12 protein-coding genes are annotated in these 15,576 nt (G+C 43.4%); 7 read left to right on the forward strand and 5 right to left on the reverse strand.

The genetic code is table 11. The annotated features are described in order from the left end of the window. Positions 1-17: 17 nt before the first annotated feature. The 4 genes from FTD44_RS09235 to FTD44_RS09250 form a co-directional block, all read right to left on the reverse strand. Entirely contained in the window at positions 18-2,957 is a 2,940-nt protein-coding gene (locus FTD44_RS09235; protein ID WP_222166184.1) for a M16 family metallopeptidase, read from the reverse strand. 65 nt (positions 2,958-3,022) lie between these two features. Next, the gene (locus FTD44_RS09240) at positions 3,023-3,367 is read right to left on the reverse strand and encodes a DMT family protein (protein ID WP_222166185.1); all 345 of its coding nucleotides are present in this window, start codon (positions 3,365-3,367) and stop codon (positions 3,023-3,025) included. A gap of 23 nt (positions 3,368-3,390) precedes the next feature. Further along, positions 3,391-4,164, reverse strand: a complete 774-nt coding sequence (locus FTD44_RS09245; RefSeq protein ID WP_222166186.1) for a cyclase family protein — start codon at positions 4,162-4,164, stop codon at positions 3,391-3,393. A gap of 123 nt (positions 4,165-4,287) precedes the next feature. Further along, the gene (locus tag FTD44_RS09250; RefSeq protein WP_222166187.1) at positions 4,288-5,652 is read right to left on the reverse strand and encodes an NAD-dependent succinate-semialdehyde dehydrogenase; all 1,365 of its coding nucleotides are present in this window, start codon (positions 5,650-5,652) and stop codon (positions 4,288-4,290) included. A gap of 123 nt (positions 5,653-5,775) precedes the next feature. Between FTD44_RS09250 and FTD44_RS09255 the strand changes: the two genes are divergently transcribed. Together FTD44_RS09255 and FTD44_RS09260 are read left to right on the forward strand one after the other, a co-directional pair. Then, positions 5,776-6,525: a thioredoxin domain-containing protein gene (locus tag FTD44_RS09255; RefSeq protein WP_222166188.1), complete on the forward strand. Its 750-nt coding sequence runs from the start codon at positions 5,776-5,778 to the stop codon at positions 6,523-6,525. Positions 6,526-6,684: 159 nt separating this feature from the next. Continuing rightward, positions 6,685-7,185: a hypothetical protein gene (locus FTD44_RS09260; RefSeq protein ID WP_222166189.1), complete on the forward strand. Its 501-nt coding sequence runs from the start codon at positions 6,685-6,687 to the stop codon at positions 7,183-7,185. Between the two features lie 101 nt (positions 7,186-7,286). On the opposite strand, the gene FTD44_RS09265 is transcribed toward FTD44_RS09260, so the two are convergent. Then, complete coding sequence (locus FTD44_RS09265; RefSeq protein WP_222166190.1) at positions 7,287-8,117, reverse strand: DUF2911 domain-containing protein; 831 nt, start codon at positions 8,115-8,117, stop codon at positions 7,287-7,289. Between the two features lie 123 nt (positions 8,118-8,240). Between FTD44_RS09265 and FTD44_RS09270 the strand changes: the two genes are divergently transcribed. From FTD44_RS09270 to FTD44_RS09290, 5 genes are all read left to right on the forward strand, one after another. Next, positions 8,241-9,494, forward strand: coding sequence for a metallophosphoesterase (locus tag FTD44_RS09270; RefSeq protein ID WP_222166191.1), 1,254 nt, complete (start codon positions 8,241-8,243; stop codon positions 9,492-9,494). A 70-nt stretch (positions 9,495-9,564) separates the two neighbouring features. Further along, entirely contained in the window at positions 9,565-10,125 is a 561-nt protein-coding gene (locus tag FTD44_RS09275) for a hypothetical protein (RefSeq protein WP_222166192.1), read from the forward strand. Positions 10,126-10,158: 33 nt separating this feature from the next. Further along, the gene (locus FTD44_RS09280) at positions 10,159-10,803 is read left to right on the forward strand and encodes a hypothetical protein (RefSeq protein WP_129021712.1); all 645 of its coding nucleotides are present in this window, start codon (positions 10,159-10,161) and stop codon (positions 10,801-10,803) included. Between the two features lie 241 nt (positions 10,804-11,044). Further along, positions 11,045-14,170, forward strand: a complete 3,126-nt coding sequence (locus FTD44_RS09285) for a glycosyltransferase family 117 protein (RefSeq protein WP_222166193.1) — start codon at positions 11,045-11,047, stop codon at positions 14,168-14,170. 144 nt (positions 14,171-14,314) lie between these two features. After that, the gene (locus FTD44_RS09290) at positions 14,315-15,514 is read left to right on the forward strand and encodes a bifunctional 3,4-dihydroxy-2-butanone-4-phosphate synthase/GTP cyclohydrolase II (RefSeq protein ID WP_222166194.1); all 1,200 of its coding nucleotides are present in this window, start codon (positions 14,315-14,317) and stop codon (positions 15,512-15,514) included. Positions 15,515-15,576 lie beyond the last annotated feature (62 nt).

A 15,576-nucleotide genomic window follows, 5' to 3' on the forward strand; every position in this document is an offset into this window, starting at 1 on the left:
TATCTATTGACTATGGATTAGTATCCGAAGATTTCTTCCAGGGTCAGTTTTTTGAATGTTCCGTATTTAGACAGTTCTTCCTGGTTCAGGTTCTTTTCATTACCTACAACACAGTATACATATGGCTTCTGGCTCATTTCAGTGCTGTGGAATTTCTTCATATCAGCAAAGGTCAGCTTAGGTGCCTGCTCGTAAACATTCTTACGGATATCTGTGCTATTACCCAGTTTTTTAGCAGCCAGGTAGCTGAACAGGATACCGTCCTGTGTGATGCGCTCGCTTGCTAAAGATTTAGACAGGCTCAGTTTTGCATTTTCCAGTGCGTTTTGAGATTCCGGTAATACGTTCAGCAGTTCGTTCATACCAGCAACCGCTTCTTTGGTTTTATCTGCCTGTGTACCTACATAAGCACCAACAATGCTTCTGTTCTCCTTTTTAGAAGGCAGACCAAAGTATGCATAAGTAGAGTAAGCCAGTGCTTTAGACTCACGGATGGTTTGGAATACCACACTACCCATACCACCACCGAAGTAGTTGTTGAACAGGGATACTGTAGGTACTTTAGATACATTATATGGCTCTGAGTTTCTGAACCAGAAGATCTCAGCCTGTTTCATATCATAGTTCGCAAACAACACCTGGTTAGCTGTAGTGCTTACCGCTTTGAAGGTAGCTGCTGCCGGCATTGTAGTGAAAGTAGCAGGAACAGTATGTAATGGCTTCAGGCTGGTTTGCAGCTGTGCTACGGTTTTTGGTCCGTAATACATTACACGGTGTTTGTAATTAACCATCTGGTGCAGGATATCCACCAGTTCTTTAGCGGTTAATTTATCCAGCTCTGTATCAGACAATACATTGTTGAACGGATTCTGTGCACCGTATTGTGCATAAGAGCGTAAGCCCGCCATAATCGCAGCTTTGTTCTCTTTAGCGTTTGTTCTTGATTTTTTCAGCTTGGCTTTATAAGCAGTCAGCGCTTCTTCATCAACTGTACAGTTTTTCAGTAAGTCTTCCAGTAAAGCTACAGATGCTTCGAAGTTTTCATTCAGACCTTCTAAAGTAATATAGGTTTCTTCATTACCCGCAGATACGTTGAAAGAAGATGCCAGTTTGTAGAACTGTTTGCTGAACTCTTCGCTGTTTTTATCTTTGGTACCCAGGTATTCCAGGTAGCCTGCAGCGATCGGTAACAGTTTATTGTTCCATTTACCCATATCGTAGTGGTAATACATACGGAACAGGCTGTTGTCTTTGTTCTGTACGGTCAGTACCTCTGCAGAACCCAGGGTTCCTTTGCTGATGTCGGTACTGTAATTAACCCATAAAGGTTTGATTGGCGTTTCCGGCAGTGCATTTACCGATTTTACAAACGGAGATACATCTTTGTTCAGGGTTACCGGAGTGATCGGTGGTTTGTCCACTTTCACCACGTCTTTATCTTCGCCTTTTTTCTTGTAGATCACAACATAGTTGTTCTCATTCAGGTATTTCTTCGCGAAATCCATGATATCCTGTTTAGTGATCTTGCTGATCATATCAGGATAGCTTATAGTAGTGCTCCAGTCCAGTTCGGACGTAAAGTTATCCATCAGGTTATTGGCACGGGAACTGTAGTCCTCGTTTTGCTGGATATCGTTTTTCTTTTCGTTATTTACGATAGACTGGATCAGGTCTTCAGAGAAGTCACCGTCTCTCAGTTTAGCCAGTTCTTTCAGTAATAATGTTCTTACCTCATCCAGAGATTGGCCTTGTGTAGGATTACCCTGCAGGATCAGCATAGAGTAATCTTTCAGGATATAAGGGAATGCATAAGCACTCAGTAATTTCTGAGATTTAACCAGGTCCAGATCGATCAGACCGGCAGAACCATTGGTCAGGATATTACCTACCAGTTCCAGCATTTGCGCATCCTTGGTAGCAGCACCAGGGAAACGGAAACCGATCATGATATTCTCCGGTTTAGGTCCCAGTACATCTTTTACGATAGGGGCAGTGATCTCCTGCTCTTTACCGTATACATAAGGAGGTACATCTTTCGCTTTCATGTAACCGAAAGCCTTGTCGATCTTCTGGATCGCTGCACTCGGATCAAAATCACCAGACATGATGATACCCATGTTGTTGGGTACATAATATGTCGTGAAATACTCTCTGATCGCGCTCAGGGAAGGATTTTTCAGGTGCTCAATAGTACCGATGGTCGTTTGCTTACCATAGTTATTGTTCGGGAACAATGCTGAGAACATGGCTTCAAATGCCTTACGGCTATCCTCATCCAGGCCACGGTTTTTCTCTTCGTATACTGCTTCAAGTTCAGTATGGAACAGGCGCAGGATAGGATTGCGGAAACGCTCTGCCTGAACAGCCAGGTATTTGTCGATCGCATTGCTTGGAATATCTTCTACATAAACGGTTTGCTCAAAAGAGGTGAAGGCATTGGTACCTTCAGCACCCATTGCACCCATCATTTTGTCATACTCGTTAGGAATTGCATATTTAGATGCTTCACCAGATACGCGGTCAATCTCTTTGTAGATTTCTTTGCGTTTTGCCTCATCTGCAGTGCTGTTATATTGCGCATACAGTTTGTCGATCTGATCCAGTAAAGGTTTTTCTTTAGCCCAGTCCAGTGAACCAAATTTATCAGTACCCTTAAACAGCATATGCTCCAGGTAGTGCGCCAGTCCGGTATGATCTGATGGATCCGTTTTACTACCGGCTTTGGTAGCAATGTACGTCTGGATACGCGGCTTTTTATTGTTAGGGCTTAAGATAACGGTCAGGCCGTTTTTTAAGGTGTAAAACCGTGCACCGGAAGGATCATTGGTTACATACTTGTAGGTATAACCGCCTTCATTGGCTTCTTTCCACTGGTACTTTGCGTCCTGTGCAAAAGAGAACTGAAAACTTCCTACGACGATTAATGCAGCCGTAGAAACTTGCTTAAAGAAGTTCATGCTAATGTGTTGAATTTTTGATTGTTCCAAAGATAGGGATTAATTATATAATCCTTAAATTATAGTTATTTTTTGAATGCAAAGTACACCGCACCCAGAATGAAGAGGAAACTGTATACATAGTTCCAGCTGAAGTCCTGTTTCAGGTAAGTGATGGCGAAAACGGTAAATACCAGCAGGGTAATCACCTCCTGTATGATTTTGAGCTGAAACGGTTTGATGTTCCAGGCCGCTCCGAAATGATTGGCCGGTACTGCGAAGGCATACTCAAACAAGGCGATGCTCCAGCTGATCAGGATCAGTTTCCAGACCGGAAAATGAGTGTTCCCGGATTTGAGGTGCCAGTACCAGGCGAAAGTCATGATGATATTAGAAACGATCAGCAGGCCGATAACGATCAGAAGTCTCATAGCGTAGCAATTATAAAATTAGATTATACAGTTTTTTCGCGCATCATAGCCACAACCCTTGCCGGAGCCGCAGACGCACCGACAATCTTCAGCGGGAATACCGCAATGTCAAAGCCGGAATAGGGTAGCGCATCAAGATTAACCAATTGCTCCATATGGCAGTATTCCAGATCACGGCCCACCAGGTGTGCTTCCCAGAATAGTTCTGCATTGCCGGTCTCTTTTGCTTTTTGTATCAGATAGGGCAGTGGTAAGTCCCAGCCCCACTGATCTATGCCCATTACTTTAATGCCTTTTTCAATCAGCCAGCGGGTAGCCTCCGCACTCATTCCCGTTCCTTTTTTATGAAAATCCTTCGTGCCGTTAAACTGGTCTCTGCCGGTTTTGATCAGCACGATCATTCCCGGTTGCACAGACAATTGTTCCCGGTTCAGGAATGATTCAATATCTGCAATGGTAATCGGATCAAAGTCTGCTTTATGCTTCATGTCAATAACCAGTCCCGGTCCGTAACACCAGTCCAGCGGCACCTGGTCAATGGTCTTGGCAGGCTGGCCCGCACAGGTTGGAGCATAGTGCCAGGGCGCATCGATATGTGTAGTGGCGTGTACGCCCATCTTCTGTATCGTATCATCGGCCCAGCCAGAGAACTGCTTAGGGAATAATTTTAAAGGTAAACCCAATAAGCGGATCAGCAGGCGGGATTTATGATGTGGTTTACGCTTGATCTTTACCTTCATAAACCAGGGGTCACTGGCATTATATTGTATAGGTTTGGACAGATCGATGATCTTCATAACAGTGAATATGTATTGAGATGAAATGTAGGGGCAAAATACATCATTCCAATGGAAAATTGCTTAATCATAAGAGAAGGGCGGCATATTAGCCGCCCTTCTCTTATGATATATTCGATACGATTACTTTACATAAATCGTTTTGATATTGACAAACTCCCTCATGCCGTAATGACTCAGCTCGCGGCCGTAACCGCTTTGCTTAATGCCCCCGAAAGGCAGGCGGGCATCGGAACGGACAAAATCATTCACAAATACAGATCCTGATTTAATCGCTTCTGTCGCCAGTTTGGTTGCTTTTTTGATGTTTTTGGAGAAGATCGCGCCGCCCAATCCATAAATAGTATCATTGGCAATGTTTATGGCATCGGCCTCATCTTCCGCAACAATAATCGTTGCTACGGGTCCGAACAATTCCTCTTCATAAGCGGGCATCCCTTTTTTGACCCCCGACAATACTGTTGGCGGATAGAAGGCGGCCTTACCGCTCGGTATATATCCTCCGCAAAGAATCACCGCACCCTGCGCCACACTGCGGCTTACCTGGTCATGCAGCTCATCACGAAGATCGGCTCTGGCCATTGTACCAACGGTAGTTTCGGGAAGAGAAGGATCTCCGTATGGCCTGGCTTCCAGTGCCAGCACCAGTTTGGAGGTGAATGCTGCGGCTACTTTTTTATCTACGATCATACGTTTGGCTGCAATACAGCTCTGGCCGGTATTGTTCAGTCTTGAAGTGGCACATGCTTTTACGGCCAGGTCTATATCAGCATCTTTCAATATTACATAAGCATCACTGCCCCCCAGTTCCAGTACCTGTTTTTTCAGGTTCAGTGCGGCGGCTGCGGCTACTTTTTTACCTGCAGCAGTACTGCCGGTAAAAGTCACTGCATGTATGCCGGGGTCTGCAATCACGGCTTCTGTATTGGCTCCGGTAATCTGGAGGATGTCAAATACGCCTTCCGGAAAACCGCAGGCATCTACCGCTTCTTTGATTGCAGTAGCGCAGCCCATCACATTCGACGCATGTTTCAGTAACATGGTATTGCCGCTGATCAGGATCGGCCCCATGGCGCGGTATACCTGCCAGTAAGGGAAGTTCCAGGGCATAATCGCCAGTACGGTGCCTAAGGCCTCAAAATGCACAAAGCTTTCACTGGCTTCTGTTTGCACCATTTCCGGTTGTAAAAATGCGGCTCCTTTATCTGCATAAAACTGCAGGGTTAAGGCACATTTCTCCAGCTCTGCAATACTCTGGCTTATGGGTTTGCCCATTTCTTCTGTAGCCATTTGCCCCATGGCCTGTTTGTGTTTGCTGATGTACTGGCCCAGTTTCTGTAGATAAGCTGCGCGCTTACTGACGCCGAGCTGCTCCCAGGAGGTTTGCGCGTTTTTGGCTTTGGCCAGTTTTTGTGTTACTGTTTTTGCAGTATCTTCTTTGTATTTTCGGATGACTTTGCCCGTGTAAGGGTTAACGGATGTGATCATGACCAGAACGGTTTTTTAGAATTGAGATATAAAGGTATAAACTTATGTTGTCGGGCTTTTCTTTTCTTTCACAATTAACTAATATTTATTTCAGTAATTTTGATCCTTAAAAATCTGATACGCATGAATTGGTTACAATACAGTGTTCTGGCCGGTGCATTCTCCCTGATGTCTCTTACAGCCTGCCAGGGCGGAGGTAATGCATCTGTCGAAAAATTAAAGGCAACAGCATTTGAAACTAAGATTAAAGAAGAAGGTACAGCGCAGTTATTAGACGTACGCTCTCCGGAAGAATATGCCGGCGGGCACATTGCCGGTGCGATCAACAATAATGTTGATGGTCCTGACTTTGAAAAGAACCTGGCTGGCCTGGATAAGGAAAAGCCGGTAATGGTATATTGCAAAGGCGGTGGGCGCAGTGCCGATGCTGCTGCAAAACTGAAAGCTCTGGGTTATAAAGTATACGACCTTGAGGGTGGTATGATGGCCTGGAATAATCAGAACCTGCCGGTATCTAACGAGCCGACCGTTGCAGTGGCTAAAAAAGCAGTCGCTTCCAGTGCTGCCGGTGATGCGGTTACCGTAGCACAGTTTGAACAAATGATTAAAGATAACCCGGTGCTGGTTATTGACTTCAGCGCTACCTGGTGCGGACCATGTAAACGTTTATCACCGATCCTGGAGAAAATGGAGCATGAGTTTGCCGGTAAAGTGAAAGTACAGAAAGTTGATGTAGACCTGTCTGAAGAGTTATCGCGGTTTATGAATATACAGGGTATACCATATGTAGTAAAATACGTAAACGGTAAAAAAGTGAATGAAATGGTGGGGCTTGAAACGGAAGATAATGTTCGTAAGTTTTTTGCCAAATAAATAGAAAAATATTGAGGATCTGTACGGAAATCGTACAGAAACACAGGCCGGTTTTTGTGTAAAAGCACAGAAACCGGTTTTTTGCACCGTATTCTTGCATATAAACAAATAATTGGATATATTTGTTACATCGCTTTTATAAACATAAACAATACCATCATGAACATAACTACTAAATTCATTGCTCTTTGTGCTATTGCAGTTGCAGGCGTAAACGGAGTGTCCGCACAGCAAACCGCTAAGGTAAAGCCGGCAACATCGGTAAGTGCTCAGGAATTGTCTGAGCTGAAAAATCCTTTAGTACTGATCAATGATCTGAAAACAGATTACGAAACCTTTAACCGTTATAAAGATATCCTGCAGGGTGTACGCATCGTAAAAGGTGCAGAAGCAGTGAAATTATATGGCCAGGAAGCCGCAGGTGGTGTGATACTGGTACAACCGGCACCGGGCAATCGCTTTATGAATTTTGAAACGCTGGAAGCCGGAAACGATGCGATCCGTACTACGGTGCGTGATGGTGTAACCGTTGATGGTCAGGCAAAAGATACCAAGAGAATTGTACTGCGTCAGAGCGATATTAAAGGTATCGGTACCGTATCGGTAATAGACCCCGTAACCGGCAAAGAACTGAGATACCTGAATATTACAACCAAGTAAAATAAAATTAAGTCTCTCTTGAGTAATGGAGCGATTTTTATAAATGCAAACACCCCGGAAATCATTTCCGGGGTGTTTGCATTTATAAAATGATCTTTAGCTTATTTGCTGATCTCTTTGTAGTTATTGGCATACTCTGCTTCGTAAGGAGAACCTTTAGCACCGTCTGCTGCTTTTTTAGCTTCAGCGATAGCTTCTTTCTTTCTGCCTTGTTTGCTCAGGATCTGCGCTTTCATCCAGTGGATGTAGAATCCTTTTGGATTAGCCTGTAATGCTTTATCAGCATAAACCAGTGCCTCGTCCAGGTTTCTGCCTTGCTCCAGGTAGTATCTTGCAGCTACCATGTAAGGAGGGTTTTCACCTTTTAAAGATGTTTTTACATAATCTTCGATACGGCCTTCGTTATCTGCTTTTACAGGAATAGTAACACGGGTGTTTTCCCAGTTCAATACGATATCGCAGCTGTTTTTAGTAATGTTCTCTACAGAGATAGAGAATGTTTCTGTCGCTTCATTGGTTTGCAGTGAACCTACTTTTACAGACAGTACATTTTTGCTTTTGTCATAACCGGATAAGCCCCAGTTTTCGGTGCTGTTGTTGAAGATTACTTCCCAGTTCTCTCTTCCCGGAATAGTGTACAGGGAGTAAGTACCTGCTTTTAATGGCTGGCCGGCAATGAATACTTCTTCACCGAAAGTGATTTTGGTAGCACCATTAGCACCGGTTCTCCATTCTTGTCCGAAAGGAACGATATCACCGAAGATCTTTCTGCCTTTCATAGAAGGGCGGCTGTAAGAAATGTCGATTTTGGAAGTAGAAAAATCCTGAGAAATGGTGGTGCTCGGGCTTGGAGCCGGCATTTTAAATTCTTGTGCAAAAGAAGATGTAGCAACCAGCAAACCCATTGCTATAGCAAAAGAGATCTTTTTCATTATTTAGATAATTGTGAATTGAATTTAGAAGGACACAATATTACAATTTATTTTGCTGAATAATATGTTAAATAATAAGCACTGATAGTTTCACAGACCCTCCATTTCGTATACATTTGCAGCATGTTTCAGTCAAAATGGAGCCTGGCGTTTTTCGGGCTGATCTTACTGGCGATGGAGTACTATAGTTATACCGCAATAAGTATGGCTACACGTGCATTACAGCCGAAATGGAGAGTAAGTATCCTTGTTATATATATTATCATTGCAATATTCGGATGGATCGGCTTCCTGCTGATCCGGAATATCAGTGGTCTGTACCCGCAGAATATTAAAGCGCTGATTATAGCCAGTGTAATGGGTATTTTTATTGCCAAAGTAGTCATTGCCTCACTGATGCTCCTGGGCGATGTGTTCCGGTTATTCAGCTGGCTGACCAGCCTGGTCGGGGCTTCAAAAACGGTAGCATCATCCTCTTCGGAAAATACCATATCGCGATCGGTATTCCTGTCCCGAACGGCATTGCTGCTGGGCGGATTAATGCTGGGCGGATTTGTATGGGGTACGACCAATCGTTATCGTTATAATATTAAAAAACTAAGACTGGCCATCAAGGGTCTTCCCGATGCGTTGAAGGGCCTGAAGATCGTTCAGATTTCGGATATACATTCCGGTAGCTTTGACAATAAAGAGGCTGTGGCGCACGGGGTGGCGCAGATCATGGAACAGCAACCTGACCTGATCTTATTTACCGGCGATATTGTAAATGACCGTGCTTCGGAACTGGAACCTTATATGGATGTATTCAGCCGTTTGAAAGCACCGCTTGGTGTATTCTCTACATTAGGCAATCACGATTACGGAGATTATGTACAATGGGAAAATCCTGCGGCCAAAATACAAAACCTGGAAACCCTGAAGGGCTATCATAAACAGATGGGCTGGCAACTGCTGATGAATGAGCATGTGATCCTGGAAAAGGGTGGGGCATCATTTGCCTTGCTGGGCGTAGAAAACTGGAGTGCCAAAGCCCGCTTCCCTAAACACGGGCAGCTGCAGAAGGCATATGAAGGTCTGGGCGAAAAAGCGCTTCCGCTGAAGATACTGATGAGTCATGACCCCTCTCACTGGGATGCACAGATCAGGGATACCTATCCGGATATCGATCTTACCCTGAGCGGACACACCCATGGTATGCAGTTCGGAATAGAATTGCCCTGGATGAAATGGAGTCCGGTACAATATATGTATAAGCAGTGGGCTGGATTGTACAGCGACGGCCAGCAGCACCTGTATGTAAATCGCGGTTTTGGCTTCTTGGGCTACCAGGGCAGGCTGGGTATCCTTCCGGAAATTACGGTGATCGAACTGGCATAAGTAAACGAGCTGCAATATTTTAAGAAAATATTATAGTATTTCAAAATATTGTTACATTTGCCAAATTATTATGAAAAAGATCATACCGGTTACTTTAAGTATTGCGTTGGTATTGGTGGCCTGTGGCAAAAAGAAAAATGCTGTGGAAGGGAAGTGGTTAATGACCCTGCCGCCGAAAAAAATTGCATTGATCGAGCGCATATACCAGGAGAATGTGGCAGAAGTGAAAAAACTGACTTCCGCTCCGGATTTTTTAGTGAATAAATATGGTGTCTCTGACCTTGATTCTATCAAGGAGCTGGAGATTAAGGAATTTAAGACTGAATTTGATCTGGCCATGCAACCGGCTAAGTCTTATGTCTGGGAATTTACCCGCGACGGATACATGTTATCGACTAACCTGAAGCAGCAAAAAACGGATACTGTGTACAAGTATCAGGTGGAAGATAATAATTTAAGTCTTATTTTAGTGCCCCGAATGAAGCATTTTGCAGATATCGGCTTTAGTGACAGCACAAATTTGTATATTGTGCCCACTTCAAAAGACAGCCTGCTGCTGACCCGTACACAGGGAAGGATAGTAGACTCGATTTATTATGTGAGATATAAAAAACAAAATCTAAATCTTTAAATAAACACAATTATTCTAATAAAACACAATCAAATGCGTAAATCAATTTTAGTATTAAGTGCTTTAGGTATGCTTACAATGGCTGCTTGTAAAAATGGCGGTTCAGGACAACTGGCTCAGAAATGGCAAATCGTTCCTGATTATCAGGCACAAGATTCAATGTATCAAGCTCAGCTGAAAAACATTGATACGCTGACAGCATTTCCTCCTGAATTTGAGATGATGAAAGAGCAAATGGCTAAAATGAAGCCGGAAGAATTACAACAGATTCCTGCTGAAACCATCGATATATTAAAAACCAACAGCCTGGATAGCTTTAAAGTAAAAGCGCGTGCTTCTATCATGGAAAGCAAGAAAAAACAGGATGAACTGGAAAAAACACGTGCTATCGTTTATGATTTCCAAAAGAACGGTATCGTGAAAATGTATGCAACTGATAACCTGGCACAAGTAGATACTTCTACAGGCTGGAAAGAAGATGCTAAAAACAAACAAATCTTATTATACATGAATCCTAACATGGCTAACGGTGCTAACCTGCCTAAGGATACCATGAAATTCAAAGTATTGCACATGAGCGGTGATAGCCTGAGCATTAAAGCTGAAGGTAAAGACATGATGCCGAACATGAAGCCAATGAACTTCAAAAAATTCACTGAGCCTAAAAAATCTAAATAATTTACGCTCTTTATCATATAAACGAAGCCCGGATCAATTGATCCGGGCTTCGTTTATATGATATATTTAGAAAGAGTTTAAGAGAAGATTTACCCCTTTATGATACACCCTCCCGGGATCGGAGAATATAATTGCATGAAAAGGCAATGTTATTTGTAAAAACAGTCTTTTTTCTTGCATTTGGGTGTTCTTATATTCATATCAATACTTTATATTTGCGCACACATACAATGTTTTTAGCATGAGTTTTAAGAAAATCAATAACATTACAGGCTGGTCGGTTTTTGCCATAGCGCTGATCGTTTATCTGATAACGATGGAGCCTACCGTGAGCTTCTGGGATTGCGGCGAGTTTATTTCATGTGCCTATAAGCTGCAGGTTGGTCACTCTCCGGGTGCACCGCTGTTCATGCTGCTGGGTAGAATCTTTGCCATATTTGCACCCGCACCTCAGCAGGTTGCTATGTTTGTAAATGCCCTTAGTGCATTTGCCAGTGCCTTTACCATTCTGTTTTTGTTCTGGTCTATTACTCACTTCGCTAAACGCGTATTCTTCAAAAATGATGAAGAGCTGGCTCAGGGCAACTTGCTGGCCGTAATGGGTGCCGGTGTTGTTGGTGCCCTGGCATACACTTTCTCCGATACATTCTGGTTCTCCGCTGTAGAAGGTGAGGTATATGCAACATCATCTTTCTTTACAGCGCTCGTATTCTGGGCTATTTTGAAATGGGAAGAAAGCAATGACGTATATGCCGATCGCTGGCTGATCCTGATCTCATACCTGATTGGTCTGTCGATAGGGGTGCATCTGTTGAGCTTACTGGCTATTCCTACCATTGCCCTGATCTATTATTTCAAACGCTACAAAGCTACTTTGGTAGGCGGTCTGGTTGCTTATTTTATCGGTGGTGTCGTATTACTGCTGGTACAATATGGTGTCATTCAATACCTGCCGATCTTTGCATCCAAGTTTGAGTTACTGTTTGTAAACTCCTTACATATGCCGTTCAATTCAGGAGCTATCTTCTTCCTGGTATTGTTTGGTCTGATCATGGCTGCAATAATCTGGTTTGCCCGTAAAAACAATAAATACCTGTTGCACTTGTCTGCATTATCACTGGTATTTATGACCATCGGGTATACCTGTTATGTGCCTACGATCATCCGCGCCAATGCTGGTGTGTCAATCAATATGACTAATCCGGATAATGTAATGTCCCTGATCCCGTACCTGCAACGTACACAATATGGTACGCAACCATTCCTGACAGGACAGTACTATAGCGATAAAATAACTGATATTAAAGCAACTGATGATATTTACCTGCCGGTTCAGGAAGATGGTAAAGATCATTATGCGGTAGTGGGAGAGAACGTTGATTATGTTTATGAAAACAAGCACTTCTTCCCGCGTATCTGGAGTTCAAACCAGGAAAGCCACGTTCGTTTCTATCAGAACTGGTTAGGGCTGTCTGACGGAGAAGAGCCTACCAGCGGAGATAACTTCCGCTTCTTCATGGGTTACCAGGTCAATCACATGTTCTGGAGATACTTTATGTGGAACTATACCGGTCGTCAGAATGATTATCAGGGTGAGGGTAACGAACCTCAGAATGGTAACTGGATCTCTGGTATCAATGGTATCGACAAAGCAATGGGCAGAGGCGATTTCAGCAAAATGCCTGATGCGTATAAAAATAATAAGGCACACAATACCATGTATTTCCTGCCGTTTATCGTAGGTATTATTGGTATGGTATACCAGTTCAGAAAGAACAAACTGGATGCTTATGTAGTATTGTCCCTGTTCTTCTTTACCGGTATTGCCGTACAGTTATACATCAACAATACACCGCTTCAGCCACGTGAGCGTGACTACCAGTACATTGCAGCTTATGCATTTGCCATCTGGATTGGTTTCGGTGTACTGATGCTGAGAGAGTGGTTAGGTAAAGCCGTGAAAAATCAAAGCGCATCTGCCGTACTGGCTACGGTGATCGGCTTACTGTGTGTACCTGTATTAATGGCTGCACAAGAGTGGGACGATCATGACCGCAGCAACAAAACACTGGCCTTAGACCATGCACGTAATATGCTGGCTACCTGTGATAAAAATGCGATCCTTATCACTAATGGTGATAATGAAACCTATCCTTTGTGGTATATCCAGGAGGTAGAAGGTTTTCGTACCGATGTACGTATCTTCAACTACAACCTGTTGGGTACAGACTGGCAGAACCTGCAAATGTTTAATAAAGTGAATGATGCAGCTGCAATACCTGTAATCTGGAATAAAGATTATGTAGCAGGATTAGGTAATGAAAATGTATACTCCATCCTGGAAGATCCGCGTATTACCGGCAGAACAATTAACTTCAATGAAGTAATGCAGTTCATGATGGATCCGAACAGCGCCAAAATGAACAGCAGCGGTAAGTGCTTCTTACCGGTACGGAGTATCTACATCCCGGTAAATAAAAGTGCGGTATTATCCAGTGGTCTGGTTTCTGCCAAAGACAGTAATGTCAACATCCCGGATTCTATTGTCATGAATGTGAAAGGCAATATGCTGGTACGTTCTGACCTGTCTATGATAAACATTATTGCTGGTATTGCGAAAGAAGGCTGGAAACGTTCCCTGTATGTATGTAATGGTGTGATCGGTACCGGTTCTGTGACTGGTCTGGAGAAATACCTGCGTAAAGAAGGTGTACTGATGAAATTTGTGCCAAGCAATGTTGTATCTACAGTGAATGGTTTTGTACCGGTAGATAACCTGGACAGAAGCTTAGATATCTTCACCAAGCAATATAGCTTCGGTAAGGCTAATACCAATAAAGTGTACTACGATGAGCCGAACAGACGCACATTCTGGGGTTACCGAAACGATGCTGCTTCTTTAGCGATTCAATTGGCTATTTCCGGAAGAAAAGCAGATGCGGTAAAAGTACTGGATAAATCTCTGGAGCAGATTTCAGAAGCATCTTTCCCTACAGAGATCAATTACTTTGAGCAGACAGCTATGATGTTTACACAAGCTTATTTTGCAGCAGATGCTCCTCAGAAAGCAGAAGCAGTGGCTAACAAACTGATTAAATTTGCTACAGATTTCAGTAACTATTACCTGGATCTGCCGGAATCTAAACAAGTAGTTGTTACCGGTAATGCATTCAGAAATATTGAAGTAGTACATAACCTGATCGGTATGGCGCAACAGGCTAAACAAGATGGTATGGCTAAAAAATGGAACAGTCAGGTAGAAGCCCTGACCAAAAGACTGCAGGAATCTGAACCATTCAGACAACAAATGCAGCAGATGATGCAGCAGCAAATGATGCAACAGCAGCAAGGTGCTCCGCAACAATAATATAAACTAATATTTTCAGTGTCTAAAGCCCGGTATTAACCGGGCTTTAATATTTGTTAGAATATTGCAATACTTTATCCTAAAGATGTAGATACAAAGAATATACCTTAATTTTGCAGGATTCAATTCCAAACATTTTATTTTATGCTACATACCATAGAAGAAGCATTAGAAGATATAAGAAAAGGTAAGCTCATAATTGTTGTTGACGACGAAGACAGAGAGAATGAAGGTGATTTTGTAACGGCTGCGGCTAATGTTACCCCTGAAATCATCAATTTTATGTCCAAATACGGCCGTGGTCTTATTTGTGCACCGATTACAGAAGAGCGTGCAAATGCACTGAACCTGAACCTGATGGTAGAAGATAATACCGTACTGCATCAGACCCCGTTTACCGTATCGGTAGACCTGATTGGTCAGGGATGTACTACCGGTATTTCTGCCCATGACCGTGCAAAAACAGTACAGGCGTTGATCGACCCTAATACCAAACCTCAGGATCTGGGCAGACCGGGACATATTTTCCCTTTAAGAGCCAAACCGGGTGGTGTACTGCGCCGTACCGGCCATACCGAGGCAACCGTAGACCTGGCCAGACTGGCAGGAATGGAGCCGGCTGGTGTGCTGGTAGAGATCATGAATGATGATGGTACCATGGCCCGTTTACCGGAACTGCTGGAGATCGCCAAACAATTTGATTTGAAAATTATCTCTATTAAAGACCTGATCTCTTACCGACTGGAAAAAGAAAGCCTGATCGAGGAAGAAGTACGGGTAGATATGCCTACTAAATACGGCGATTTCAAACTGGTGGCTTTCCGCCAGAAAAATACAGGTGAGCAGCATCTGGCACTGATCAAAGGTGAGTGGAACGACGGTGAAGCGATACTGACCCGCGTACATAGTTCTTGTTTTACCGGCGATATCCTGCATTCTTTGCGCTGCGATTGCGGAGAGCAATTACAGAAAGCCATGGAAATGGTAGAGCAGGAAGGCAGAGGTTGTGTACTGTACATGAACCAGGAAGGAAGAGGTATAGGCCTGATCAATAAACTGAAAGCATACAAATTACAGGAAGAAGGTAAAGATACTGTAGAAGCTAACCTGGCTCTGGGTTTCAAAATGGACGAAAGAGATTATGGAGTAGGGGCACAGATCCTGCGCCATCTGAATATCTCTAAACTGCGCCTGATGAGCAATAATCCCAGAAAACGTGCCGGCCTGCTGGGTTACGGTATCGAGATCGTGGATGTAGTGCCTCTGGAGATTGTGCCTAACCCTCATAACGAGCGTTACCTGCAAACCAAAAGAGACAAACTGGGACATGATATCCTGAAATAATAACTAGATTATATCAATAATAAAATAAGGCGCGGTATGTATACCGCGCCTTATTTTATTAT

It is taken from the genome of Edaphocola aurantiacus (genome assembly GCF_019797745.1).
Taxonomy (GTDB): Bacteria; Bacteroidota; Bacteroidia; order Chitinophagales; family Chitinophagaceae; genus Edaphocola; species Edaphocola aurantiacus.

What these genes read in the sequence shown, in the direction of transcription:
- FTD44_RS09265 (WP_222166190.1), bottom strand. Translation starts at nt 8,117, where the DNA reads ATGAAAAAGATCTCTTTTGCTATAGCAATGGGTTTGCTGGTTGCTACA.
- FTD44_RS09290 (WP_222166194.1), top strand. Translation starts at nt 14,315, where the DNA reads ATGCTACATACCATAGAAGAAGCATTAGAAGATATAAGAAAAGGTAAG.
- FTD44_RS09285 (WP_222166193.1), top strand. Translation starts at nt 11,045, where the DNA reads ATGAGTTTTAAGAAAATCAATAACATTACAGGCTGGTCGGTTTTTGCC.
- FTD44_RS09235 (WP_222166184.1), bottom strand. Translation starts at nt 2,957, where the DNA reads ATGAACTTCTTTAAGCAAGTTTCTACGGCTGCATTAATCGTCGTAGGA.
- FTD44_RS09245 (WP_222166186.1), bottom strand. Translation starts at nt 4,164, where the DNA reads ATGAAGATCATCGATCTGTCCAAACCTATACAATATAATGCCAGTGAC.
- FTD44_RS09275 (WP_222166192.1), top strand. Translation starts at nt 9,565, where the DNA reads ATGAAAAAGATCATACCGGTTACTTTAAGTATTGCGTTGGTATTGGTG.
- FTD44_RS09250 (WP_222166187.1), bottom strand. Translation starts at nt 5,652, where the DNA reads ATGATCACATCCGTTAACCCTTACACGGGCAAAGTCATCCGAAAATAC.
- FTD44_RS09270 (WP_222166191.1), top strand. Translation starts at nt 8,241, where the DNA reads ATGTTTCAGTCAAAATGGAGCCTGGCGTTTTTCGGGCTGATCTTACTG.
- FTD44_RS09260 (WP_222166189.1), top strand. Translation starts at nt 6,685, where the DNA reads ATGAACATAACTACTAAATTCATTGCTCTTTGTGCTATTGCAGTTGCA.
- FTD44_RS09240 (WP_222166185.1), bottom strand. Translation starts at nt 3,367, where the DNA reads ATGAGACTTCTGATCGTTATCGGCCTGCTGATCGTTTCTAATATCATC.
- FTD44_RS09255 (WP_222166188.1), top strand. Translation starts at nt 5,776, where the DNA reads ATGAATTGGTTACAATACAGTGTTCTGGCCGGTGCATTCTCCCTGATG.
- FTD44_RS09280 (WP_129021712.1), top strand. Translation starts at nt 10,159, where the DNA reads ATGCGTAAATCAATTTTAGTATTAAGTGCTTTAGGTATGCTTACAATG.